The sequence below is a fragment of the Tundrisphaera macrotermitis genome (genome assembly GCF_051175315.1).
Taxonomy (GTDB): domain Bacteria; phylum Planctomycetota; class Planctomycetia; order Isosphaerales; family Isosphaeraceae; genus Tundrisphaera.
Genome location: NZ_CP195100.1, coordinates 5,759,337 through 5,781,624 on the forward strand (window position 1 = coordinate 5,759,337; position 22,288 = coordinate 5,781,624).

Annotated in this window: 20 protein-coding genes; 8 read left to right on the forward strand and 12 right to left on the reverse strand. The window is 66.8% G+C overall.

The window, feature by feature from the left end; all coding sequences use genetic code 11:
- Nucleotides 1-56 precede the first annotated feature (56 nt).
- On the forward strand, nucleotides 57-1,238 hold the full coding sequence (locus tag TA3x_RS23255) for an ExbD/TolR family protein (protein ID WP_435017061.1): 1,182 nt from the start codon (nucleotides 57-59) through the stop codon (nucleotides 1,236-1,238).
- Here the strand turns inward: TA3x_RS23255 and TA3x_RS23260 are convergent.
- The 9 genes from TA3x_RS23260 to TA3x_RS23300 all read right to left on the reverse strand — a co-directional run bounded on the left by TA3x_RS23260 (nucleotide 1,232) and on the right by TA3x_RS23300 (nucleotide 11,942).
- The gene (locus tag TA3x_RS23260; protein ID WP_435017062.1) at nucleotides 1,232-3,178 is read right to left on the reverse strand and encodes a DUF6798 domain-containing protein; all 1,947 of its coding nucleotides are present in this window, start codon (nucleotides 3,176-3,178) and stop codon (nucleotides 1,232-1,234) included. The genes TA3x_RS23255 and TA3x_RS23260 overlap by 7 nt on opposite strands.
- Before the next feature lie 86 nt (nucleotides 3,179-3,264).
- Complete coding sequence (locus TA3x_RS23265) at nucleotides 3,265-4,011, reverse strand: CvpA family protein (protein WP_435017063.1); 747 nt, start codon at nucleotides 4,009-4,011, stop codon at nucleotides 3,265-3,267.
- 148 nt (nucleotides 4,012-4,159) lie between these two features.
- The gene (locus TA3x_RS23270) at nucleotides 4,160-5,926 is read right to left on the reverse strand and encodes a DUF885 domain-containing protein (protein WP_435017064.1); all 1,767 of its coding nucleotides are present in this window, start codon (nucleotides 5,924-5,926) and stop codon (nucleotides 4,160-4,162) included.
- Between the two features lie 91 nt (nucleotides 5,927-6,017).
- Entirely contained in the window at nucleotides 6,018-6,965 is a 948-nt protein-coding gene (locus TA3x_RS23275; RefSeq protein ID WP_435017065.1) for a ribokinase, read from the reverse strand.
- A gap of 12 nt (nucleotides 6,966-6,977) precedes the next feature.
- A complete protein-coding gene (locus tag TA3x_RS23280; protein WP_435017066.1) occupies nucleotides 6,978-7,217 on the reverse strand; it encodes a cupin domain-containing protein in 240 nt (79 codons plus the stop codon).
- A 122-nt stretch (nucleotides 7,218-7,339) separates the two neighbouring features.
- Nucleotides 7,340-8,863, reverse strand: a complete 1,524-nt coding sequence (locus TA3x_RS23285) for a c-type cytochrome domain-containing protein (RefSeq protein ID WP_435017067.1) — start codon at nucleotides 8,861-8,863, stop codon at nucleotides 7,340-7,342.
- Nucleotides 8,864-8,980: 117 nt separating this feature from the next.
- Entirely contained in the window at nucleotides 8,981-10,174 is a 1,194-nt protein-coding gene (locus tag TA3x_RS23290; RefSeq protein ID WP_435017068.1) for a hypothetical protein, read from the reverse strand.
- An 89-nt stretch (nucleotides 10,175-10,263) separates the two neighbouring features.
- Nucleotides 10,264-11,226: a biotin-dependent carboxyltransferase family protein gene (locus TA3x_RS23295; protein WP_435017069.1), complete on the reverse strand. Its 963-nt coding sequence runs from the start codon at nucleotides 11,224-11,226 to the stop codon at nucleotides 10,264-10,266.
- Complete coding sequence (locus TA3x_RS23300) at nucleotides 11,217-11,942, reverse strand: 5-oxoprolinase subunit PxpA (protein WP_435017070.1); 726 nt, start codon at nucleotides 11,940-11,942, stop codon at nucleotides 11,217-11,219. The genes TA3x_RS23295 and TA3x_RS23300 overlap by 10 nt, the downstream gene beginning before the upstream one ends.
- 289 nt (nucleotides 11,943-12,231) lie before the next feature.
- On the opposite strand from TA3x_RS23300, the gene TA3x_RS23305 reads away from it, so the two are divergent.
- The 5 genes from TA3x_RS23305 (at nucleotide 12,232) to csrA (ending at nucleotide 17,135) form a co-directional block, all read left to right on the forward strand.
- Entirely contained in the window at nucleotides 12,232-13,389 is a 1,158-nt protein-coding gene (locus TA3x_RS23305) for a polyprenyl synthetase family protein (RefSeq protein ID WP_435017071.1), read from the forward strand.
- Entirely contained in the window at nucleotides 13,389-14,867 is a 1,479-nt protein-coding gene (locus TA3x_RS23310; RefSeq protein WP_435022419.1) for a phytoene desaturase, read from the forward strand. Before TA3x_RS23305 ends, TA3x_RS23310 begins: the two co-directional genes overlap by 1 nt.
- Nucleotides 14,864-15,742: a phytoene/squalene synthase family protein gene (locus TA3x_RS23315; RefSeq protein ID WP_435017072.1), complete on the forward strand. Its 879-nt coding sequence runs from the start codon at nucleotides 14,864-14,866 to the stop codon at nucleotides 15,740-15,742. Before TA3x_RS23310 ends, TA3x_RS23315 begins: the two co-directional genes overlap by 4 nt.
- A gap of 26 nt (nucleotides 15,743-15,768) precedes the next feature.
- Nucleotides 15,769-16,800 (forward strand): hypothetical protein, encoded by a 1,032-nt coding sequence (locus TA3x_RS23320; RefSeq protein WP_435017073.1) that lies wholly within the window; start codon nucleotides 15,769-15,771, stop codon nucleotides 16,798-16,800.
- A gap of 125 nt (nucleotides 16,801-16,925) precedes the next feature.
- Complete coding sequence (gene csrA / locus TA3x_RS23325; RefSeq protein ID WP_435017074.1) at nucleotides 16,926-17,135, forward strand: carbon storage regulator CsrA; 210 nt, start codon at nucleotides 16,926-16,928, stop codon at nucleotides 17,133-17,135.
- Between the two features lie 118 nt (nucleotides 17,136-17,253).
- Here the strand turns inward: csrA and TA3x_RS23330 are convergent, their stop codons facing one another.
- On the reverse strand, nucleotides 17,254-17,904 hold the full coding sequence (locus TA3x_RS23330; protein WP_435017075.1) for a hypothetical protein: 651 nt from the start codon (nucleotides 17,902-17,904) through the stop codon (nucleotides 17,254-17,256).
- A 278-nt stretch (nucleotides 17,905-18,182) separates the two neighbouring features.
- Between TA3x_RS23330 and TA3x_RS23335 the strand changes: the two genes are divergently transcribed.
- Nucleotides 18,183-18,500, forward strand: coding sequence for a P-II family nitrogen regulator (locus TA3x_RS23335; protein WP_435017076.1), 318 nt, complete (start codon nucleotides 18,183-18,185; stop codon nucleotides 18,498-18,500).
- Between the two features lie 14 nt (nucleotides 18,501-18,514).
- Here the strand turns inward: TA3x_RS23335 and TA3x_RS23340 are convergent, their stop codons facing one another.
- Nucleotides 18,515-19,342 (reverse strand): S24 family peptidase, encoded by an 828-nt coding sequence (locus TA3x_RS23340; RefSeq protein WP_435017077.1) that lies wholly within the window; start codon nucleotides 19,340-19,342, stop codon nucleotides 18,515-18,517.
- Between the two features lie 281 nt (nucleotides 19,343-19,623).
- A complete protein-coding gene (locus tag TA3x_RS23345; protein ID WP_435017078.1) occupies nucleotides 19,624-20,211 on the reverse strand; it encodes an FHA domain-containing protein in 588 nt (195 codons plus the stop codon).
- Between the two features lie 237 nt (nucleotides 20,212-20,448).
- Here TA3x_RS23345 and aspS point away from each other — a divergent pair, with 237 nt between their 5' ends.
- The gene (gene aspS, locus TA3x_RS23350) at nucleotides 20,449-22,212 is read left to right on the forward strand and encodes an aspartate--tRNA ligase (protein WP_435017079.1); all 1,764 of its coding nucleotides are present in this window, start codon (nucleotides 20,449-20,451) and stop codon (nucleotides 22,210-22,212) included.
- Nucleotides 22,213-22,288: the final 76 nt, after the last annotated feature.

Below are 22,288 nucleotides of genomic sequence, written 5' to 3' on the forward strand. Positions count from 1 at the left end.
GGGGTCGGGAGCGGCCGATCGCAGGCCGATCCCCCACCCCGGGTCGAGGGATTTCCATGCGTCGCCGCTTCTGGGCCGGTGCGGGCCTGTTGGGTCTGTTCTTCGCCGCGAACGTCCGTGCCGATGAACTCGATCGGATCGATGGCCGGTCTTTGCTCAAGGCCCTCGGCGATCCCGAAGCTCGGGCGGTCCCATCCCTCACCGTGCCGGAAATCGCGGCCATGCCGGCCGTGTTCCGCGACACGCGATCGGCGTTCCTCCTGGCCAGGACCGATCGCGGCAATCCCGCGCGGATGCTGGTCGTCCCCGAGTTGCGTCGACCGAACTCGGGCGAGGGCGAGCCGATCCCGGTCCTGGTCCTGGAACGGGTCGATTCCTTCGACGCCGGCGAGCCGGGGACGAGGCTGGCCCACTCGCGCGATCTCGTCCTCTTCGATGGCTTCCGGGTCGATCTCGACTCGGGCCACATCGTCCCGGAAGGTCAGGGCGAGGATTTGATCTTCCGGGCCGGCGGCGATGGCGGGCCGCGCCTGGAAGTAGTGGGAGCCTCGAAACTCTTCCCGATCACCCGGCCGCCGAAATCTGACTCGGACACCGTGCATCGGCCCACGCCGGGGCGGGTCATCGTGCCTCGCGACTTCTCCGGCCGTTACCGGCTCTTTGCCAACGGGCAATGGTCCGGGCCGATCGAACTCAAGGTGGATGCCGGAGGAGTGGTCACGGGCCATTTCACCTCCGACCTGAACGGCAGTCGCTACCCCGTGACGGGCCAGGTCGCGGGAGATCGGCCGGGACACCTGCTGTTCGCCGTGGGCGTCCCCCGGGCCCGCTTGGAATTCGACGGGCTGTTGTTCGGCGAGGGCAAAGGGGCGATCGCCGGGACGGTCAGCCTGGTTGATCGCACCTTCGGCTTCTTCGCCATCCGCGACGGCGGGCGGATCGCGCCGTCGGGACACGACGTCGCCCCGTTAGCCTCCGATGATGCCAACGAGGCCGAGGGTCGGCATGTGGTGGCGATCTCCGGCGAAGAGATCTCCCTGGACGGGAAGAAGTTGGGGGCCGAAGCGCTGGGCGGATCGCTCCGCGCCTTGATCGAGTCCGAGCCCCAGGCCTGGATCCTGATCGAAACGGACAAGGACCAGCCGATGCACAGAGTATGGCTGTTGGTCGAGGAGATCCGGCGGGCTGGCGTCGGCACCGTTCGCCTTCGGATGGGATCCGTCGTCGGGGCTCAGTGAGTCCCGGCGTCTCGGATCCGGTAGACAGAATAATGTCCCTCGGAACGGAGCCATTGCAGGGGGCCGGCGGGATCGCGTCGCGACGCGCCGGCCCGGGTTTCCAGCAGGAGATGCGTGGCCCCCCACCGAGTGCCCAGGGCCGCGAGTTCGGCGTTGGTCCTGGCGCTGAACCGCGCCTCCAACGCATGGCGACCGGTGAGATAAGCCTGGATGAAGTCGCCGGTCGTCCCCCGAAAGTCGACATGGTCCCGATAACGCTCGGCCCAGTCTCCCAGACCCCGGGCATGATAGGGGCTGGCCGCGCGATTGAAGGCGACGGCCCGCCGCGACCAGAGTCGAAACTCCTTGGGGCCCGGCGGGCCGATGAAGAGGGAATCCTCCGGCGTATGGTCGCGGCACCAGGCGGCCAGCCGCTCCAGGTCATCGGTGGGGATCTCGGCGAACCGGCATTTCGCCACCAGCGGCCTCAGCCATTTCGCGCCAGCCGGATCCTGGACGAACAGCGGGCCGATCGCCGCCAGTGCCGGCACGACCCAGGCGATCCCGGCGACAAACACGACGCGGCGACGATTCCAGGCCAGGTCGCGACGACCCCCGAGGAGATGAAACAGGCTCACGGCGGCCAGGCCGATCAGGATCGGGATGTGCCCCGACTCCGTGTCGTGCCGGGCGAGAAACCAGGTTCCGCAAGCGATCACGACGATCGCGACGAACGACCGGCCCGCGCCCCTTGCCCGCAAGAGGTCAACCGCCGTCATCGACAATTCGTAGGCGGTCGCGACGATCATCGTCCGATCCCCGGTCAGTCCGACCGCCAGGAGGGCCACCCGGGTCCGGCCGAACCAGTCATCCCGATTCCAGAGAGCGACGGCGCGGCCGGCCAGGGCCACCAGCGCCAGGCCCCGGGCCAGGGTCGCCATCCGGAACGGCTGGAATATGGTCACCCGGAGGTCGCCCACCACCTCGACCGCGAGGTAAGCGGCGAGGAGGCTCGCCAGATTCACGGCGATCAGGATCGCCAGTCGGACGCGACCCTGCGACGCCGGAGCGCGGTCGCCGGTCAGGCCGACGCGAGCCAGGGCGACGACGGCCAGGATCGGGTAGCAGGACCAGGCGAGCCATTGGGGTCGTCGCCATTGCGACGGGAGCATGTGCTGAGGGCCCTGGATCAGGACGGCCAGGGAACGGAATTCGTGCTCGGGCAGGCCCTCGAATAGGCGTTTCCCCTGGCTGCTCATGGCCAGCATGCCGGGGATCAAGGCCAAACCGAGGGCCAGGATCGCCCCGGCCGCCTGCCGTGTAGTCACTCCCGAGGCTCCGGGCAACAGGGCCCAGGCGAACCATGCGGCGGCCAGGGTCAGGCCGATCTGCAGGCCGACCGAGGGGTGGATCAGCGCCGCGATGCCGATCGCCACGGCCCCTATCCAGATCCCGTGACGACGCTCGCCCACAGCCGATGCGATCGCGAGCCATCCCAGGGCGAACCCGATCAGGCGATCGAGCAAGGTCGCCTCGAACAGGTGGTTCGTCCCGATGTTCCCCGCCTTGGCCAGAAGGACCAGGACCACGGCGACGAAACCGACCTTGGTGCCCGATTCGGGCCAGGTCGTCCGGGCAAATCGATCGATCCCGAGGACTGTCGCAACCCAGGTCAGGGCGAAGAGGCCGGCCAGCGCGGCCGCCAGCCCGAACGGACGGCTGGCCAGATCCAGGAGGGCGAGGTATCCGCGGTGCGGATTGAAGACTTCGAAGGCCCGCACGAACGGGTCGTTGGCGTAGACCTTCGGGTCCAGGCGATGGAGCAGGAGCGGCAGTCGGTACGCCTGATCCCCATCGAAGCTATGATAGCCACGCAACGTGAGATAGGCGCCAAACAGGATGGCGAAGGCCATCCATCGTGGGACGATCGCGGGGCTCGATTCGGACGCGGACTGGGCCATGAATGACGATCCCCCGACGACCGGCCAATCCGGAGGTCGGGGGAAGTTTGTCGAGGGTTCGCACTGAGGTCAACCTGGCTTTGGCGTCATTGCCGGGGCTCGGGTCGGTCGAGCTTCTCCAGGGCTCGGTCGAAGGACTGGAGAAAGTCATCGGACGAAGGATTCGGCAAAGACCCGGAATCGGGCAGCGAAAGATGGGGGGGCCGGGCCGCGGCGGTCTGCACCGCCGGGATCTCGGCGACTGGCGCGGGAGCGTCCTGGCCCGGAGTCTCCGCCGCCTCTCCGGAAATGCCCATCCTTCGGATATGCGCCACGAAATGCCGGACGGGGGGCGAAGTCCAGATCCGCTCGGCGGGCCGATACTCGTCGTTCAGGACCAGGGCGCGGGAGGTCTTCGCCTGCTTCTCGGCCCAGGGGATCGTGTGGGCCCACTCTCTTGCGTAGCGGTCGAGCCCGGCTACCAGGAACGCGGCCACGATCGTGGCCTTGGCGCCGCCGAGCAGCATCCCGGCGAACTGGTCGGCCCGATTCTCGTCCGGCTCGCCGAAGGCGGGCTTGCGACGCTGGAGCGCGATGGCCAGGCTCGAAAGGCCCACCACGGCCACATAGGACACGACCGCCGAGGCCCACCAGAGCATCTTGTCGAGCATCGCCGGCTGGATCGTGGCCAGGTAGGGAGTGACATGGGGTCGGGCCTGATCGCGGAGGGGCGCGGCGGCAAAAACGCACCCGATCAGGGCGGCCAGGCGGATCCCAGGCAGGAGGAAGCCGCGGAACCATCCGCGGATCGCCCCCAGTAGGATCACGACCCCCAAAGCAATATCCAGGCCCATGTGTTCGCCCCCTCGGTCGCTCGATTCCGCGGTGCCTACTCGTGTGTTCGCCGGTCAGGACCCAATCTTGGGCCGACCGGCAGACCGTGTATCGAGTTCATCGGCTCGACCGCGAGGAAATCTTGAGGGAATCCCGGGAAACGGTCCATCATTTCTCGATCATTCTTCGCCGGAGTAGTCCCAGAGGCAACGACCCCTGCGAAAGGAGTCGATCGTGGAACGCCCGGATGTCGAACCGAGGCCCGAGCTTCTTTTCAACCTCGGCACGGATCGAGCGGATCTCACGCTCGCCGATCTTGTAGGCGAGCGCCTGCCCCGGCCAGGCGATGTAGCGATCGACCTCGCTTTCCACCTCGATCCGGGGCATGGCCGTATTCGCCTCCAGATAGGCGATGGCCCGGTCCCGGGTCCAGCCCAGGTGGTGCATGCCCGTATCCACGACCAGCCGGGCGGAACGCCAGGCGTTGTACTGGAGCCGGCCCAGTTCGGAATACGGGTCGGTGGCCAGGCCGACCTCGCGAGGGAGCCCCTCGGCATAGAGGCCCCACCCCTCCCCGAATGCTGGGAAGTAGCCGAACTTCCGGAATGCGGGCCTCCCCTGGACTTCCATCGCGAGGGCGATCTGGAGATGGTGCCCGGGCACGGCCTCGTGAAACGCCAACGCGGGCATCGAGTAAGTCGTCCGGTCCTGGGGGTCGGACACGTTGACGTAGAAATAGCCCGGTCGCGAACCATCGTCGGGCGGCGGATAGTAGTAGCCGCCGGGGGCCGACCGGGCCCGGTAGGCTTCGATCGCCTTGATCCCGTAGTCGGTCCGGGGGAGGCGACCGAACAGGTCGGGCAATCGGGCATCGACCCGGGAGAGGATTTCGCGATACCCCGCGAGCAAGCTGGCCTCATCGCGTCCACGCCGCTGCGGATCGGATCGAAGCTGGGCCAGGAATGCGTCCAGTTCGCCGGGGACGCCGAGCCGGAGGCGGATCGCGTCCATCTCCGACCGGGTCCGTGCGATCTCTTCCAGCCCGATCGCGTGGATGGCATCGGGAGTCAGCGGCAGCGTGGTGAAAGACCGGGCCAGGTAGGCGTAGTGGGCTTCGCCGTCGATGGCCGATCGGAGCCCGACCTCGTCGCGACAGGCGGGCAGGTATTCGGACTCGACGAAGTCGGCGAGCCTGCGGTAGGCCGGCGAGACGGACTCGGCGACGGCACGCTTCACTTCGTCGCGGACCCGGCCTCGGTCCGCCTCGCCCCAACTCTCGGGCAATCGAAGGGCGAGTTCATAGAGGGGACTCGCCTCGGGCTCGCCGGCCGCCACGGCGCGGAGTTGGGGGAGCGTCTTGGCCATGCTCACGCGGGGCGGGACGACCTTCGCGGCCATCCCAGCCCTCATGACGGCGATCGTCCGATCCACGGCCTCCGGGAAGGCTCGCAGTCGCCGGAGATAATTTTCGGCGTCGCCGATCGTCGCGATCGGGTGGAAGTTCACGCTCTGGGCGAACTGGAGCGGCAAGCCCTCTTGCTGGGTGAACGGAATCAAGTGCCCCCGGAACCTCTCCCCGGCCAGGCGATCATCGAGGCTGTAGATCAAGACCTCACGGTCGAGACGATCCTGTTCGTTCAGGGAATCGGGCGGGATGGCATCCAGGGCGGCCCGGGTCGCGCGGATTTGCTCCAGGCGGCGATCGTGGGCGGCCACCGAAGGGTCGGCCAGGCGATCATTGAAGCGATGATCCCCGTTGTAGGTCGCGGTGAGCGGGTCGGCCCGCATCTCGTCGTCCCAGTAGGACTGGAACACCGTCCGGAGTTTCTGGGCGGGCCCCTCCGCCGACCCGATCAGGTCGGCGTGAGCCGGAGGTCCGACGGCGATCACAACACCGAGCGCGATCACGATCGCACCGGGATTCATCCGGATCATGGTGTGCATCCTGTTCGGTTCGATCCATCTTGGGGAGGGACGGATCCGGGTGATGGGCGGGCTGCTTCGGGGGGATCGATTCGGGATGGGATCAGGTCGGACCGACGTTGCCGTGCTGGGCCATCAGCCGATCCACGGCCTCGCGGGTCGGCAAGGCTCCCTGGGCTCCGGGCCGGGTGGCGGCCTGCGCGGCGGCGGCATTCGCCCGACGAGCCGCCTCGGCGAGCGACCGGCCATCGGCGAGGGCGGCGGCCAGGTTGGCGGTGAACGCATCGCCCGCGCCCACGGTGTCGACCGCCTCGACCGGGTACGCCGGGATCGCAAGGGTCCCCGAATCCTCGGCGATCAGGCAGCCGGCCGACCCCAAGGTCATGACGACCGCACCCGGGCCCCGGCCCGTTCGGATCGATTCAGCCAGGTGCGAGGCCTCGACGCGGGTCGCATTCGTGAGCGAAGTGAGGGCTTCGGCCTCGCCCCGGTTCGGGGTCAGGATGTCGACCTGAGGCAGCAGGCCGGACTCGACCAGACCGCTCACGGCCGGGGCCGGATTCAGGATCACGATCAGCCCGCCCGCCCGGGCACGCTCCACCGCGCGGGCGACCGCGGGCAAAGGAACTTCCAGGCTCGCGAGGAAGACCCCCGGGCCCCGGAAGATCTCCTCGGGCAGGCCGTCGATGAGCGACGCGTCGACCCGGGCGTTGGCCCCCATGGCCACGCCGATCAGGTTTTCCCCGTCATCCCCCACCAGGATGAGGGCGACCCCCGACGATTCCCCCTCGATGACCGAGGCATGCCGGAGGTCGATGCCTTCGCCGAACAGGTTGTCGCGGATCGCACGCCCATTCGCGTCCCCGCCGATGGCGGTCACGAAGGCCACATCCGCCCCGGCCCGCCGCGCGGCGACCGCCTGGTTGGCCCCCTTGCCGCCGGGCATCGTGAAGAAGGACCGGCCCAGTCGCGTCTCGCCGGGCACGGGGAGACGTTCCAGGCGCATGTTCATGTCCATCAGGCTGGCGCCCAGCACCACCACCCGCCCCATCGAAGCCCCCTCTCAGCGGTAATCTTCGCGGACGGGATGGAAGACATCGAGAGCCACGGCCGGCCCATCCAGGGAACGGACCCGATGGAGCACGCCGCCGGGGATCCGCCAGATGTCGCCGGGGCCCAGGACCCGGGTCTCCCCCCCGATCGTGAATTCGGCGCGTCCCGAGATCATCATCCCCATCTGCTCATGAGGGTGGGAATGATCGGGAACCTCGGAGTTGGGCTCGAACCGTACGACCGAAAGCATCAGATTTTGTCCGGCCGTGGCGTCGATCTCGACCCCGGGGAACAGGCGACGGCGGGTGCCCCCGCCGGCCGGTACGAAGAAGGGAGAGTCCTGGGGTTCGGGACCCTCCGGAATGGCATCGCTCATCGGCTGCCCGCATAGCGGCCGCCGATCCATTCGCCGGACATCTGGAGGAAAGCCTCCCGGTTGGCGATGCCGAGGACGTTGCTGATCGCTTCGTCCAGCTTGTCCTGCCCTTCGAGCATTTCTCGCAAGAAGGTCGAGAGGGTCTGGGGCGGGGCATTGGCGGCCATCCACTCGAACAGACCGAAACCTACGGCCCGGATTGCCTCGTTGGGGGCCTGCCCGCCCAGCACCTCGTTGCAACGCGGGATCCAACCGATGCGGTAATTTTCGGCGGCCTCGGCCCGCAGCCCGCGGTAGTAGGAACTCCCGCCTTCGATGGTGGATGCGAGATAGGCCCCCAGCCCGAAGGAGATCCAGCGGGGGGGCTTGCCGGCCTGATTGCAGATGCCGACGACCAGGGATTCGACCATGATACCCGCCAGGGTCCGCTGGCCGGACGATGCCGCGGCCGATTCGGCGGCTCCCTTCCGGGAGCGACCCGACTTCTTGGCCGGGGCGGGGGCTGCCTCCTCGCCGCCGCCGGCCGGATCGAGCGCCACGACGTAGGGGGTTTCCACGTTCAGCCGGACGCGAGCCACCTCATCGGACTCGACCTCCTGGTTCTCGGTCGTCCGGACGAATTCGACGAAAGTGTTGCGATCTTTGAAGACATAGAGGCTGACCTTCTCCCCGGTGCCCACCGCCTTGTCGCGGGGGACTCCCACGATGCGGTTGACCGAGGAAAGCTGCGTCTCCATCGTCTTGAGCAGCTTGTCGTGCCGGGCCTTGGGCATCTCGGCGAAGAGCATGAAACTCGTGCCCGTGGTGATCTCGGGCTCCGAATTGTTGACCTTCTTCCAGCGGGCCAGGCCGGTCTCGCGGGTGAGCGCATCGCGACGATCGGCCGGCATCCGGGCGATCTCGGTCTTGCGCAGGTCGGCCGCGGACGCGGCGTATTTGGTGAGGAGGGCGTTGGGATCGATGCCGGCATCGAGCCGGGCCCCTTCCTTGACCCAGGTGGCGATCTTGGCCTGCGCGCCGGCGGAGAGCGACACCTGATTGCCCTGCGGCATCCTCGGCGTTTCCTCGCCGGTGATCATCCGGACCAGGGTGCTCCCTTCCGGATCCTCGGGGACGATGTCGACGCCCCGCTTGCCCCCGGCCATGATCAGGGCGAAGGTCGTCATGTCATACTTGCCGCGCACCTTGCCGTTGCCGGTGCCGCTGTGGCAGCCGACGCAGTTGGCGGCGAAGATCGGGGCGATATCCTTGGCGAAGGAGAGTTTCCCGTCATCGGCCGCCGCGGGGGCGGCCGCCTCCGCCTTGGGCATGGCGGCCTTGCCGTCCCCTTCGGCCTTCTCCATCGCATCGTCGGCGGATTTGGGAGCATCCTTCCGGGCGATCGACTTCTTCTTGCCGGCCTTCTGGGCGACCAGGCGGGCCACGCCGGGGCCATCGGCCGAGAGGACTTCCGCCCCGGCGACGAGGCATCCGGCCAGGCCGATCGCGATGCCCCAACGCCTACCGGTTCGAATCGACATAGGCGATCCCCATCGAAGTGACCATTCGCCGGGCGAAGGAAAGTAAGTCGATGGGCGCCATTGTTTCGCATCAATCCGGGGTTGGCAAGGTATCGATCCGGTAATGCGCCAGACCTGTCAATCCCGAGCGATCACGACGGGCACGTCCCGGGTGGCCGACCGGTCCGAGGTGAGATCCCTCACGGTCAGACGCAGCATGTAGCGGCCGGGGGCGATGGTCTTCGGGACGGTGAAGATGTACGGGATGAAGAAATCCCTCCGCCGAACCCGGCACGGATCGTCGCCGATGCCCAGCGGGATCGACCAGACCGGGGAGCCTCCCCCTTCGGGCAGGATTTCGAGCTGGCCCGCCACCCGGTAGCGGAAACCCGAGGGGATCGACTCGTAACGGATCCCGTCGATCTGGCTGTAGATCACGACCTGCTGGCCGGCTCGGCGGACGGGCGGGTCGATGACCTCGTAGTCCCCGAACCCGTTGACCTTGAGGCAGAGCTGGAGATCCGTGATCTCCATGGGAACGCGTTCTTCCAGGACCTGGATCGCCGATCGGACGTCCTCGGGGCGCGAGGGCGTCCCGGTCGGTGATCCCGACAGGGCGAGCAGGACGGAGCGAAGACCCCGGGCTTCGGGCTGATCCCGATCCGGGTCGATGTGGGGCTCGGCCAGCCAGGCGAGGACTCGGGTACGGAATTCCCATGGGGCACCGGCTTCGCCGGGACGGCCGGCCTGGTCCCGGGCCAGCCCGCTGAGCCGATCGATCCCGTCGCGCCAGGCGTCCTCGGGGGGGAGGGACGCGGGGGGGGCCGGCACGGTTTCGGGCTTGGATGCTTCCATCGCCTTCTCGAGCCGGTCCGGCTCGGGGGCGGCCGGCGGCGGCATCGGCATCGGCTCGGGCGTCGCCGGCGCGAGGGGTTCGGCCGGGGGCGTCATCTCCTCGACGATGGCCTGTTCCAGCCCCTTGGCCCGCTGGAGGGCCGCGTCGAGAAGCGGCGTCTCCGCCGGGACGACGGGCGGGCTTTCCTCGCTCGCGGGGCGCGGGATCAGCGGTTTGGGATCGGCGGCGATCCGGGACGAGGGCTCGGTCACCTGTCCATCGCGGACCGGCTCCATCGCCGACATCTCCGCCGGGGTTTCCAGCGCCACCGTCGCGGGAAGGAGGGCGGCGCGCCCCACCTCGGCGATCGTCGATTGCGGGCGATTCGGCGTCGGGGCGATCTTGGCCATCGGCACCGAATGGCATCCCGCCTGCGCCACGACCGTCAGGGCGAGGAGCCCGAGTGCGGCCCGCCAAGTCTGGCTGCCGGGCGTCATGCATGCCCTCCGGTTCATTCGAGTCTGTGAATCCATACCGGGAGAAGACCGACGCGATCTGATACCGGATCGGGCCCCATCCGGCAAGCTCAGGTCGGCGAATCGAAACCCCGGATCTGCTCCATGACGCCGGCCGAAGCCGCGAGTCGAGTCATCCATCGTCGGCGGGCCGATCGCTCGGATCGATCGATGCGGCGAGCCTCCTCGACCGCGACCCGGATGAACCGAATCGCCTGCCCGGGCCTCAGTTGTCCGAGGCGATCGAGATCGGCGGAGATGACGTGGGCCACGTGGGGATAACCGCCCATCGTCCCGCCCGCGACGCCCAGGATCATCGGACTGCCCCCCGCCACCTGGATGGCTCCGGGGGCCACCGGCATCGAGGGCCGATCGTGCCCGATCGCCGCGACGACGGGCGGGCCTTCGAGACGGAGCCCCATGCGATCGGATCGGGTCGAGACGGTGAACTCGATTCCATCGAGGGCTCCGGCCATCGAGGTCACCGATCCTGCGTCCGGCCCATCGACGAACCGGATGGGCCGGGAGGCTTGCCGGCACACCCCCCAGGGCCAGGCGGAGGGGCGCCTCACCGGGGTCGATCCCGGGGCTGCATCCAGTCGATCCCCCACTTCTAGCCGGTTTTCTGCGGAGCGACTCCCGAGGATGAGGGGTGTTTGCCACCCGCCCCGGACGGCCAGATAGGCTCGGGCGCCGGCCGGCGTCCCCCCCACCAAGAGCCGGTCACCTCGCCGGAGCGAGAAGGATTGAGGCACTGTTAAATTCCAAGCGTGGCCGGCCGTGGGATGGACGCGGACCATCATCGGAGCACCGGCCAGGGCGAAGGCCATGTCGCCCTCGGCCAGATATTCGCCGCCAACCAGGGTCATCTCCAGGGTCGCATCGTCGGGATGATTGCCGAGCAAGGCATTGGCCAGGCCGGATGACGTGCCATCGAAGGCCCCACCCACCGGGACCCCCCAGGACCGATATCCCACGCGACCCCGATCCTGGACCGTGGTCGCCAGGCCGGGTTGGAGCACGATCAGGCCCACGAGGCAAACGCCCTCGGCTCGATCGCCTGCCTTTCCAGGATCCCTCGGACTCGCCCGGCCAGGGCCACCGCCCCCGGGTCGTCCCCGTGGAGGCACAAGGTCTGGACCCGTCTCCCCTCCACCAGCTCGATCACCTGGAGGCTCATCAGGGTCGGATCGTCGATGATGGCCCCCGGCTCTCCCCTCGGGACGAGCCGTCCGCCGGGCCGATAACGCCGATCCGCAAACCCCTCCGCGATGAAGCGGACGCCCTGCTCGACCGCCTGGCGTTCCACGGCCGCCCCCGGCAATCCCAGGATGGGCAGTTCCAACTCCTTCGCCGCGGCCACGACGCCGGCCGCCACGGCGTCATCATCCTGGGCCTGATTATAAAGGGCTCCGTGCGGCTTGAGGAATCGGAGCGGCGGGCCGGCCCGGAAGGCCAGGGCCGCGAGCGTCTCGACCTGATCCAGCACCAGCGAGCGGGCCCCATCGGCGTCGATCTCGCGTGGCCGCCGGCCGAAATGCTCGCGATCGGGGTAGCCCGGGTGGGCACCGATTGCGACACCGCGATCGGCCGCGATCGACAGTGTCCGCAAGATCTCGTCGGGATGCCCGGCGTGGGCCCCGCACGAGATCGCCGCCGAGGTGACCAGCCCCAGCAACGGCTCGTCCCAGCCGCATCCTTCGCCGAGGTCGGCGTTGAGGTCGATCGTCCCGCGTTTGTCGTAGCTCATGGGATCGCCTCCGTTCGCGGACGCTCTCAGGCGTCCTTGTTGCATTATGGTGGGCAGGGCTCGCCGATCCCAGGCCGATTCTGGAAGGGCGATGATCAGCCTCGGGAAGATTGATGAAGTTTCCCGCACTTCGTGTCTCCCCCGCTCTACCCGGTCGGCTACAATGCAATCGACGAAAGCGTGAGGCCCCCTCATCCGAGTTGGGAGCATCCCCTTTGTCGCTCCGCCCGTCACTTCCCCCGGCCCGCGGGCCTGGCCCGCGGGGGACCCGCCGTCGCCGAGGATTGCCGTGCCCCAATTCGCCCTCGACAGCACGCTCGGACGGTTGACGCCCACGACCGATCGCGATCAGGTCGACCGGGATCTGGCGGACTTCTTCTCGGAAGCCCGGCGCTGCGATGCGGGCAACCCCCACGTCCGGCCGCTCTACGACCAAATCACGGACTTCGTTCTTCGGGGGGGCAAGCGACTTCGCCCTCGCCTCTGCCTGGCCGGCTATCGGATCATCACCGGGAGTTATGGTCCCCCGCCACGTCCGATCGCCCGGGCCGCGGCCAGCCTGGAGGTCTTCCATGCCTTCATGCTCGTCCATGACGACCTGATCGACGGGAGCATCTTGCGCCGGGGCAAGGCCACGCTCCACGAGGCGATCCGTCGCGGCGACGATCAGCGCCATCGCAAGCAGGCGGCCGATCTCGGCCTCATCGGCGGCGACCTCCTGTTTGCGCTCGGCATGAGGCTGCTGAATCGCGCCGGGCTCGATGACGCGGCGTCGGCCCGTGCCGGGCGCCTGATGGCTGACATGTTGTTCGAGACCGGGTTGGGCGAGGCCCTGGACGTCCTCTACGATGATTGCCCGCTCGATGACCTGAGCGAAGGGCAGATCATCGAGTCATACCTCCGCAAGACGGCCCGGTACAGCGTCTCCGGCCCCCTGGTGCTCGGGGCCACCCTGGCCGGGGCCTCGCCGGCCGCCCTGAAGGCGATCGATCGATTCGGCGACCTGCTCGGCTTCAGCTTCCAGGTCCAGAACGATCTCGATGCCCTGGAAGTCGACCCCGCCCTGGACGATCAGCCCGATCTGGATGGCGGGAAACGGACTTATGTGCTTTGGGCGGCCTACCAGGGCTTGACCCCATCCGGTCGCCGAGACCTCGTCGCGGCGCTCGACGCGCCGGTCGGCCTGGAACGCAGGAAGGCCCTCCTGGGGTTGATCGCGGACGCCGGCGCCGTCGAGATCTGCCGAGCCCGCATCGAGCAGGCGCGAGCCGAGGCGATCGGCGTCCTCGAAACTTCGCCGATCGACGCCCGGCAGCGATACGATCTGATTTCATTGATGGGACTCTTCGGGGATTCGTACGGTCCCCCGATCGATTTCCCCGGCTTTGTGATCGAGGGGATGGATTCCATGACGGGCGCCGCCGAAGGCCGGATGGTCGACGCGTGATGGATCCGTCCCAACCACGCCGCGCGGTCGTGATCGGGAGTGGATTCGGGGGCCTGGCCGCCGCGATCCGGCTCCGAGCGAAGGGGTACGAGACGACCCTGCTGGAGATGAGGGACCAGCCCGGCGGGCGGGCCTACGTCTACCGCGATCGGGGGTTCACCTTCGATGCCGGGCCGACGATCATCACCGTCCCGTTCGTGCTCGAAGAGCTGGCCGCCCTGACGGGCCGCAACATCGGCGACTATGTGACCATCGTGCCGTGCGATCCGTTCTATCGGATCTACTTCGACGATGGGCGGACCTTCGACTACACGGGGGACACGCCCCGGCTCGAAGCCGAGATCGCCAAGTTCAACCCCGAGGACGTGGCGGGCTACCGCCGATTCCTGGCCTACACGGAAAAGGTCTTCGCCCGCGCCTTCACGGACCTGGCCGACCATTCGTTCCACAGCGTCTGGGAGATGGTCAAGGTCGCCCCCGACCTCATCAAGCTCCGGGCCGAACAGTCGGTGTACCGCCGGGTCTCGTCGTTCATCCAGGATCCTTGCCTGCGGCAGGTCTTCTCTTTCGAGCCCCTGCTCATCGGCGGGAATCCCCTGCGCTCCTCCTCGATCTACTCCATGATCCATTATTTGGAGCGGACCTGGGGCGTCCACTTCGCGATGGGAGGGACCGGGGCGCTCGTCGCGGGGCTGGTCCGGATGTTCGAGGACATGGGCGGCCGGCTCATCCTCGATTGCCGCGCCGAGGAGATCGAGGTGGAGGCCGGGCGGGTCGTCGGCGTGCGGACCAGCCGCGGGGAACGCTATCCCGCCGACGTGGTGGTCTCCAACGGGGATGTCGCGAATACCTATCGGAAGCTGATCCGCCCCGAGCATCGCCGTAAGTGGACCGACCGTCGGATCGAGCGGATGAAGTACGCGATGTCGCTGTTCGTCGCCTACTTCGGCACCGACCGGACCTATTCCCACCTGCCCCACCACTCGATCGTCCTCGGCCCTCGCTACCAGGACTTGCTGGGCGACATCTTCGACCGCAAGATCGTGGCCGACGATTTCTCGCTCTACCTGCACGCGCCGACCCGCACCGACCCGTCGCTGGCCCCTCCCGGTTGCGAGACCTTCTACGTCCTGAGCCCGGTCCCCCACCTCGGCGGCGGACAGGATTGGGACGCGATCAAGGAGGAGTATGCCGATCGCATCCTCCGATCCCTGGAGAAGGAGCACCTCGTCCCCGGTCTCCGCGACCATCTGGTCACGCTCCGGCTCTTCACGCCCAAAGACTTCGAAACCGACCTGGATGCCTACATGGGGTCGGCGTTCCAGTTCGAGCCGGTCCTGACCCAGAGCGCCTGGTTCCGCCCCCACAACCGCAGCGAGGATGTGGGCGGGCTCTACTTCGTCGGGGCCGGCACCCACCCCGGCGCCGGCCTCCCCGGCGTCATCAGCAGCGCGAAGGTGCTGGAGAAATTCCTTTGAGGGGAGCGGACCGGGGGGCCCGGGTCTGCCGCAGGATCACCCGCCACCACGCGCGCACCTTCTACTTCGCCTCGGCCTGCCTGCCACGGTCCACCCGCGAGCACGCCTACGCGGTCTATGGATTTTGCCGTTGGGCCGATGACGGGGTCGATCAGGCACGGGATCGGGCCGAGGCGGCCTCAAGGCTGGAGGAGGCACGGGGAACCCTCGACCTGGCCTATGGGGCCGGTCCGGCACCGCCGGGCCTGCTGACTTTCCGCCGGACGGTCCGCGAGCGGGGCATCCCGCGGCAGCTTTTCGAAGATCTGCTCGACGGCATGGCGATGGACCTGGATGTCACCCGTTACGCCGATTTCGCCGCGCTCGATCTGTATTGCTACCGGGTCGCCGGCGTGGTCGGGCTGATGATGACCCACATCTTCGGCTACCGTTCCTCGGTCTGCTTCCCCCAGGCGCAGGCCCTAGGCACGGCGATGCAATTGACCAACATCCTCCGCGACATCGCCGAGGACTGGTCGCGTGGGCGGGTCTATCTTCCCCAGGATGAAATGGCCCGATTCGGCGTCTCCGAGACGACACTGGACCGGGGTCGGCCCGATCCCGCATTTCGCGACCTGATGCGGTTCCAGATCGACCGCGCCCGGGGCTATTATGCCGAGGCCGAGGCGGGGATCCCCTGGCTGGTGGGGGCCTCCAGCCGGACGACCGTCCGGCTCATGGGCCGGACCTACGGCGGCATCCTCGACGCCATCGAGCGGCTCGACCTCGACGTCTTCCGGGCCCGCGCACGCGTCTCGACCCCGCGTAAGCTCGCCAGCCTCGCCTCCTGCCAGGCCGAATCCTATGCCGAGGAGTGGCGGCGATTCTGGGGCTGATCCGAGCCATCTGACGAGTTCCATCGATGCCCACCCACGACGGCCCTGATCGCTTCATCAATCACCCCGGACCGGGTGCCCACGAGTGGTGGTACTTCGACGCCATCTCCGACGACGGCCGCGATGCGCTGGTGATCGTCTGGTATGCCGGCCTCCCCTTCGACCCTTCCTACGGCGTCGCCACCCTCCGCCATCTCCGCAACCCGGACCGACATCCCGCGCCCCATGCCCTTGATCACTCGGCGATCGGCATCAGCTGGTATCGCGACGGCAAGACCATGGCCTATGGCCTGAACGGCCACCGTCGTGGGGCGTTCCAGCATGAGGCCGAGCCGTTCGCCGTGACGGTGGGCGAGAGCCGCGTGGAATGCGATGGCGATGGCTATCGACTCATCGTCGCGACGTCCGCCGTCAACGGACGGACCCCGATCCGCGCCGAGTTGCGATTTTGCCCGTCCGCCGAGACGATCCCCTTCGAGCGAGATCTGGGCGGGCCCGAGGCTCCGCACCTTTGGATTCTGGCGGCTCCGGATTGCCGGGTCGAAGGCCGGGTGGGCTTCGGCGGGACGACCCTCGCCTTCCAAGGCCGGGGCTATCACGATCACAACGCCGGTGCCGAGGAGATGTCCCTGGCAATGCGGCGGTGGGAATGGGGCCGCGTCCATCACGGGCCCTTCACCGAGATTTATTACGATTGCGAACCCCACCGGGGTGAGCCGCAGTCGCTCTGGATCACCTGCAGGGACGGCCGCCCGGAAACGATCCGCGAGGATGCTGAATTCCTGGGGGATCGCCGCGATCGGACCGTGTTCGGGATGGGCCACGACCGGTCTTTACTCGTCGACTCGACCGAAGGTCGGCTGGTTCGCCAGGTCCGATCCAGGGTCGACAGCGGGCCGTTCTACCTCCGGTGGACGGCTGACTACACGATCCGAGGATCGAGTCAGGAAGCCCCCGAAGTTGGGATGGGGTTTGCCGAACTCCTCGACACGCGGAACATGAACCGGCCGTGGTTCAACTGGATGATCCCGTATCGATTGAAGTGGCCCCGGGCTTGACAGAATCCCAGGGAAAATTACTTCCCATTGTCGCAAATGAGGATCGGAATCCGACGAGTTTTATGGAGGGGCAACGAGAGTCGACCCCGAAGAGAATTAGACCTCTTCGTTTCAAGGAGGAAACGATGCTCGTCTTGAGCCGCAAGCAACTGGAAGGGATCGTGATCGGGAACAACATCCGGATCAAGATCGTCAAGATCGACCGCAACCAGGTCCGCCTAGGCATCGAAGCTCCCGAGGACGTCCTGATCGTCCGCAATGAGCTGATGCATCCCGAGGAAGAGGAAGCTCGCGAGGCCAGGCTGGCCTGGGAAGCCTCCGAGTCCTCCCATTGAGCAAATCTCATTCTGAGCCGCTCGTCCCGGCATGGTCCGCCCGGACGATGCGTGCGACCCACTCGACCTAGCCCGGCACCTTGGCAGCAACCGAGGGGCCGGGCTTCGATCGCCCCGCTCAGAAGACGGTCGCACCCCCTTGATCGTCGGCAGGCTCCTCGACGACCGAACCGCCGTTGTACTTGTTCGTTGCCCTCTGGCCGACCGAGAACGAGCCCAGGCAAAGATCGACCTTGGAACTGATCGTCTGGCGGATGCCCACGTCATAGACGAAGATCAATGCGACATCATAAATGTCTTGCTTGTAGATGTAGACGGCGACTTCCTTCTTTCCCGCCGAGAAGATCAACCGTTTGAACTGGTTTTTGGGCGCGCCCTCGATGGTCCCCTTGGTCTCGTCCTTGAACTTGGAGACCTGGAGTGCATCCGAGGGACCGAACACCTCGGTCAACACGGCCACGACATCGCCGGTGAACTCGCCGCGAGGCGCCGCGGGTGCCGGGGCCGGTGGAGCCCCCTTGCCCGCCGGTTTCTTAGGCTTCTTGACCCTGGCCAGGACGTGCAGGGCCGATTCGGTCTTGTCGTTGAAGGTGGCTTCGAGATCGAACTGGCCTTCCGGCGCGCGAAGTTGAAAGGTCTTGGCCTCGACCTGCTCCTTGGGAGGCCGGACATAGATGGCCTGCTCCCTGAACTTCTTGTCCTCCGGGGCCGGCATCAGGTTTTGATTGAGCCGCTTGGTGTATTTCAGGAGGTTCAGGGTCGATTCCATCCTCTTTTCATAGCTGGCCCGCCCTGCACAACCGAGGGCGGGCACGAGGATTGTCGACGCAACCAAGACCCAAAACCGTCGCATGGATGAACACCCCGAACTGACCTGGGACGATCGATGAGCGAGCCACTCGCCGGCCCGATCCCGGCGCATGGGACTTGGTCCGACACGCCCGATTGGTTACTGTCCGATGGATCGTTGGCCCTGTCAAGCAAGCAGGGCGGCGTGATCGGTTCGCGGGGGGTTGGATCACCGGCCGGAGGAAAGGGTTTACGTTGATGGGACTGGTCCAGATCGTCGCCATGATCAAACCGTTCCGGGCCGGTGCGGTGCTGTCCGCCCTGGAATCGATCGAGATCGTGGGCGGGACGGTCCGGGAAGCGATGGGCTACGGGCGTCAGAAGAACCGCCTTCATCGCTATCTCGGCAGCGAGTACAACGCATCCTTCCTCCCGAAGGTGGAACTGACCCTATTCGTCAGGGACGAGGACGTGCCTGCCGCCGTCAAGGCGATCGTCGGACAGGCCCGCACCGGTCGGATCGGCGACGGCAAGATCGTGATCACCCCTTGCCTCGGCGAATTCATCTCCTGGTAGCCGGCCGGGGGTAATCAATGCGGAGTGCTGATCCAAAGCACTCGGTGATAGGCCGAATCGCCCTCGGCAGACGGATCGACCAGGATGGTGGGCGGGTCGGTCGCGGGGTTCTCGGCGCGGAGCAGGGCATATCGGCCGCAATGCTGGAACCAGCGGACGTATTCCTGACCGTCGATCTTGGCGACCACGAGCTTGCCGTCGAGCATCTCGGAGATCGGTTCGGCCTCGGCATAGGCGACGATCGCCTCCTCGGCAACGATCGGCGTCATGCTCGCATCGGCCACCCGGAGATGCCTCAGGGACCGGCGGGCGTCCTGCCACTCCCGGCGGGCCGCAGCATAGGAGGTCCCATCGGCCGGCGTCAGGGGATCCATGGAAACGCGATCGCCGCCCACCAAGGATAGATCGTCCTCCTCGCCATCGGCCTCACGCCCGTCGCGGGGCAAAACCATCGGAGGCGCATGCTGCATCGGCAACGGCTGGCGTTGAGCCTGCTCCAGCCGATGGAGGGCGGCCCTCAGCAGGGCGGGCACGGAGCTTTCTTCGAGCATCGGGTTGGAGCCAGGATTCGACTCGTCCGCCCGGGCCCGGAATTTGGGTCCTTCGCCACGAAGCAGCCAGATCGGCTCGACCGACGTGAGTTCCACGATGCGGAGGATGATCTCCGCCGGCACGGTGACGCCCGTCTCGTAGTTGTACCAGGTACGAACCGGGATCTCGAGGCGGCGTGCCAGATCGGGGCCACCCCTTTCGCCGAACAACTCCGTGCGGATCTCGCGGAGTCGTTCCGACAAACCATGCTTCACCTTGACCGACTCAGGTGCGTTTTTGCGTCGTGCCATGGTCTTCTATGACTGGTAAAAGTGGGGGAGAGGAACTCCTCGACAACTCCATGATAGTCCAGAACGGTATTATCGTGACATCCTGGAGCTATTTTTAGCAACCATAATTCAATAACGATTCGCGTTTTTCAACGGTGTCGACGCCACGCCTCATGTTCAGACAACACCGGAGATGCGAACAGGTCGCGACCCCTCGCCGGTTGCCCAGAGAAGAGACGCGACCCTCGGCGCCGGATCGTTCTGGTCGGGAAAATGTGGGCTCATGGCCCGACTTTCCCGGTTTACTCGTCGTCGTCGAGCTTGATGTCGAGCAGGAAGTCGGCGATCGCATCGTCGCCGAGTTCGGCGGGACCCGAGTCGGGAAGGTCGGGCTCCGCGGCCTTCGAGGTCGATTTCGCCTCGGACTTCTTGGGAGGGACCGCGACGGTCTTCTCCTCGGAGGCGGGCTCGGGCGTCTCGTCGAAATCGATCTCGAATTCGTCGGACGAGGCCCCCGGCGAGATCTTGGTGGGCACGGCGGTGTCGCCCGGCTTGGGCACCCCGGGCTTCACCCCGGTCTTCGAGGCGGAAGGCTGGCCCGCCTTCTCCACGCGAAGCTTGACCGGTCCGATCGCGAGTTCGTCACCCGGCTCCAGGACCCTCTGCCCTTCGATCTTCTTACCGTTGAGGAAGGTGCCGTTGGAACTGCCGAGGTCCTTGACCAGAAGCATGCCGTTCTTTTCGAAGAATTGGCAATGCCTCCGGCTGACCTGCGACGACTTGATGCGGAGCTGACAGTCTTCCCCGCGCCCGGCCGTTGTGGCGGTGTCGCCGAGCTTCAGGGCGGTGGTGGCACTTCGACCACGGAGGACGACGAGCTGGAAATCCATGAAGTCCGATCCTGCACCGGGTCACACGGAGGCGGGGCGAGGCGATCCGGCCAGGCGCCCATCAGATAAGGCTACCCCGTCTTTTCGGGGCACGCAAGCACGGAGACGCGCAACGCGCGGGGAGGCGAGATCGACCGAACCTGGGGCTGCTTGACGGCATCCATCCCCCGGGTTAATTTTGGAGCCGGGCCCGGCTCGGGCTCCTTGGACCCTGGACGCGGCGGATCGGCGAAGAACATGCTCAAACGGACTCATACCTGCGGCGAGTTGACCCGAGACCACATCGGCCAGGAGGTCATCCTCAATGGTTGGGTCGACGTGCGCCGCGATCACGGGGGGCTGGTCTTCATTGACCTTCGCGATCGCTACGGGATGACTCAGGTCGTCTTCGACGAGTCCGACGCCGCCGGATCGCTCCAGGGGGCCCACGACCTCCGCAACGAGCATGTCATTGGCGTCCGCGGACTGGTCGCGCCTCGCCTTGCGGGCAAGGAGAACCCGAAGCTCAAGACCGGCGCCATCGAGGTCAAGGCGACCGCCCTGGAAGTCTTCAACGCCACGCCAACGCCCCCCTTCGAAATCCAGGGGGCCGAGGCCAACGAGGAACTTCGGCTCAAATATCGCTACCTCGACCTCCGACGGCCGTCGATGCAGCAGATCTTCATCCTCCGCCATCGCCTCGCACAGCTGATGCGCAAGTCGATGACGGCACTGGGATTTCTCGAAATCGAGACACCCATCCTGGGGCGGAGCACACCGGAAGGGGCCCGCGACTTCCTGGTGCCGAGCCGGGTCAACCCGGGCCATTTCTATGCCCTGCCCCAGTCGCCCCAGCTCTACAAGCAAGTCCTCATGGTGGCCGGGCTCGACCGCTATTTCCAGATCGCCCGCTGCTTCAGGGATGAGGACCTCAGGGCCAATCGCCAGCCGGAATTCACCCAACTCGACGTCGAGATGTCGTTCGTCGAGGACGAAGATGTGATCGGCACGATGGAGAACCTCGTCGTCGAGATGGCGACCGAGTTTTCCGACCAGCCCCCGCCAACCCTCCCCCTGCCCCGCATCCCTTACCATGAGTCGATGGAGAAGTACGGGAACGACCGCCCCGATCTCCGCTACGACATGGAGATCAAGGACATCGCCGACCTGGCGGCGGAGACCGAGTTCAAGGTCTTCCAGCAGGCGTTGGCCGCGGGCAACCGGATACGCGGCCTTTGCGCCCCCGATGGCGGAGCTTCGACCAGCCGCAAGGATCTGGACGGTCTGACCGAGATCGCCAAGTCGTTCGGGGCGAGCGGGTTGGTCTGGATCAAGGTGGAGGCCGAGGGCTTCACCGGGCCGACCGCCAAGTTCTTCCCCGCGCCGGTCCAGGCCAAGCTGCGCGAGCGGTTCAACGCCAAGCCAGGCGATCTCATCCTGATCGTGGCCGATACCCAGTCGGTCTCCAGCCAGGTCCTCTCGACCCTTAGGATCAAGCTGGCCGCCGACCTCAAGCTCTACGATCCCAAAACCTTCCATTATTCCTGGGTGATCCGCTTCCCGCTCCTGGCCTGGGATGCCGAGGAAGGTCGCTACTCGGCCGAGCATCATCCTTTCACGATGCCCCTTCCCGAGGATTTACATCTGCTGGAGACTGACCCCGCCAAGGTCCGGGCCCAAGCCTACGACTTGGTCGTCAACGGCGAGGAGTGCGGGGGCGGGACGATCCGTTGCCACGACCCCAAAATCCAAGCCCGGATCTTCGAGCTTCTCGGGCTCAGCCCCGAACAGGCCGAGGAGAAATTCGGTTTCCTCCTCAGTGCTTTGAAGAACGGGGCGCCCCCCCACGGCGGCATCGCCCTGGGCTTCGATCGCCTGGTCATGCTTTATGCCGGGCTGGATAACATCCGCGACTGCATCGCCTTCCCCAAGACGTCGCGAGGGGCCGACCTCATGACCGGGGCGCCGGGGACCGTGGACGATCGGCAGTTGCGAGAACTACACGTCCGCACGACGGAATGATCGCAATCCCGGGTGATTCCATCGGTGGGTGTCACCCGGGGCCCATCGCAGCGTAGACTAAGATTGGCGTCCGGCT

Bases quoted from the DNA above. Each gene is read 5' to 3' on its own strand.
- TA3x_RS23255 (WP_435017061.1), top strand. From the start codon at position 57: ATGCGTCGCCGCTTCTGGGCCGGTGCGGGCCTGTTGGGTCTGTTCTTC.
- TA3x_RS23260 (WP_435017062.1), bottom strand. From the start codon at position 3,178: ATGGCCCAGTCCGCGTCCGAATCGAGCCCCGCGATCGTCCCACGATGG.
- TA3x_RS23265 (WP_435017063.1), bottom strand. From the start codon at position 4,011: ATGGGCCTGGATATTGCTTTGGGGGTCGTGATCCTACTGGGGGCGATC.
- TA3x_RS23270 (WP_435017064.1), bottom strand. From the start codon at position 5,926: ATGATCCGGATGAATCCCGGTGCGATCGTGATCGCGCTCGGTGTTGTG.
- TA3x_RS23275 (WP_435017065.1), bottom strand. From the start codon at position 6,965: ATGGGGCGGGTGGTGGTGCTGGGCGCCAGCCTGATGGACATGAACATG.
- TA3x_RS23280 (WP_435017066.1), bottom strand. From the start codon at position 7,217: ATGCTTTCGGTCGTACGGTTCGAGCCCAACTCCGAGGTTCCCGATCAT.
- TA3x_RS23285 (WP_435017067.1), bottom strand. From the start codon at position 8,863: ATGTCGATTCGAACCGGTAGGCGTTGGGGCATCGCGATCGGCCTGGCC.
- TA3x_RS23290 (WP_435017068.1), bottom strand. From the start codon at position 10,174: ATGACGCCCGGCAGCCAGACTTGGCGGGCCGCACTCGGGCTCCTCGCC.
- TA3x_RS23300 (WP_435017070.1), bottom strand. From the start codon at position 11,942: ATGAGCTACGACAAACGCGGGACGATCGACCTCAACGCCGACCTCGGC.
- TA3x_RS23310 (WP_435022419.1), top strand. From the start codon at position 13,389: ATGGATCCGTCCCAACCACGCCGCGCGGTCGTGATCGGGAGTGGATTC.
- TA3x_RS23320 (WP_435017073.1), top strand. From the start codon at position 15,769: ATGCCCACCCACGACGGCCCTGATCGCTTCATCAATCACCCCGGACCG.
- csrA (WP_435017074.1), top strand. From the start codon at position 16,926: ATGCTCGTCTTGAGCCGCAAGCAACTGGAAGGGATCGTGATCGGGAAC.
- TA3x_RS23330 (WP_435017075.1), bottom strand. From the start codon at position 17,904: ATGGAATCGACCCTGAACCTCCTGAAATACACCAAGCGGCTCAATCAA.
- TA3x_RS23335 (WP_435017076.1), top strand. From the start codon at position 18,183: ATGGGACTGGTCCAGATCGTCGCCATGATCAAACCGTTCCGGGCCGGT.
- TA3x_RS23340 (WP_435017077.1), bottom strand. From the start codon at position 19,342: ATGGCACGACGCAAAAACGCACCTGAGTCGGTCAAGGTGAAGCATGGT.
- TA3x_RS23345 (WP_435017078.1), bottom strand. From the start codon at position 20,211: ATGGATTTCCAGCTCGTCGTCCTCCGTGGTCGAAGTGCCACCACCGCC.
- aspS (WP_435017079.1), top strand. From the start codon at position 20,449: ATGCTCAAACGGACTCATACCTGCGGCGAGTTGACCCGAGACCACATC.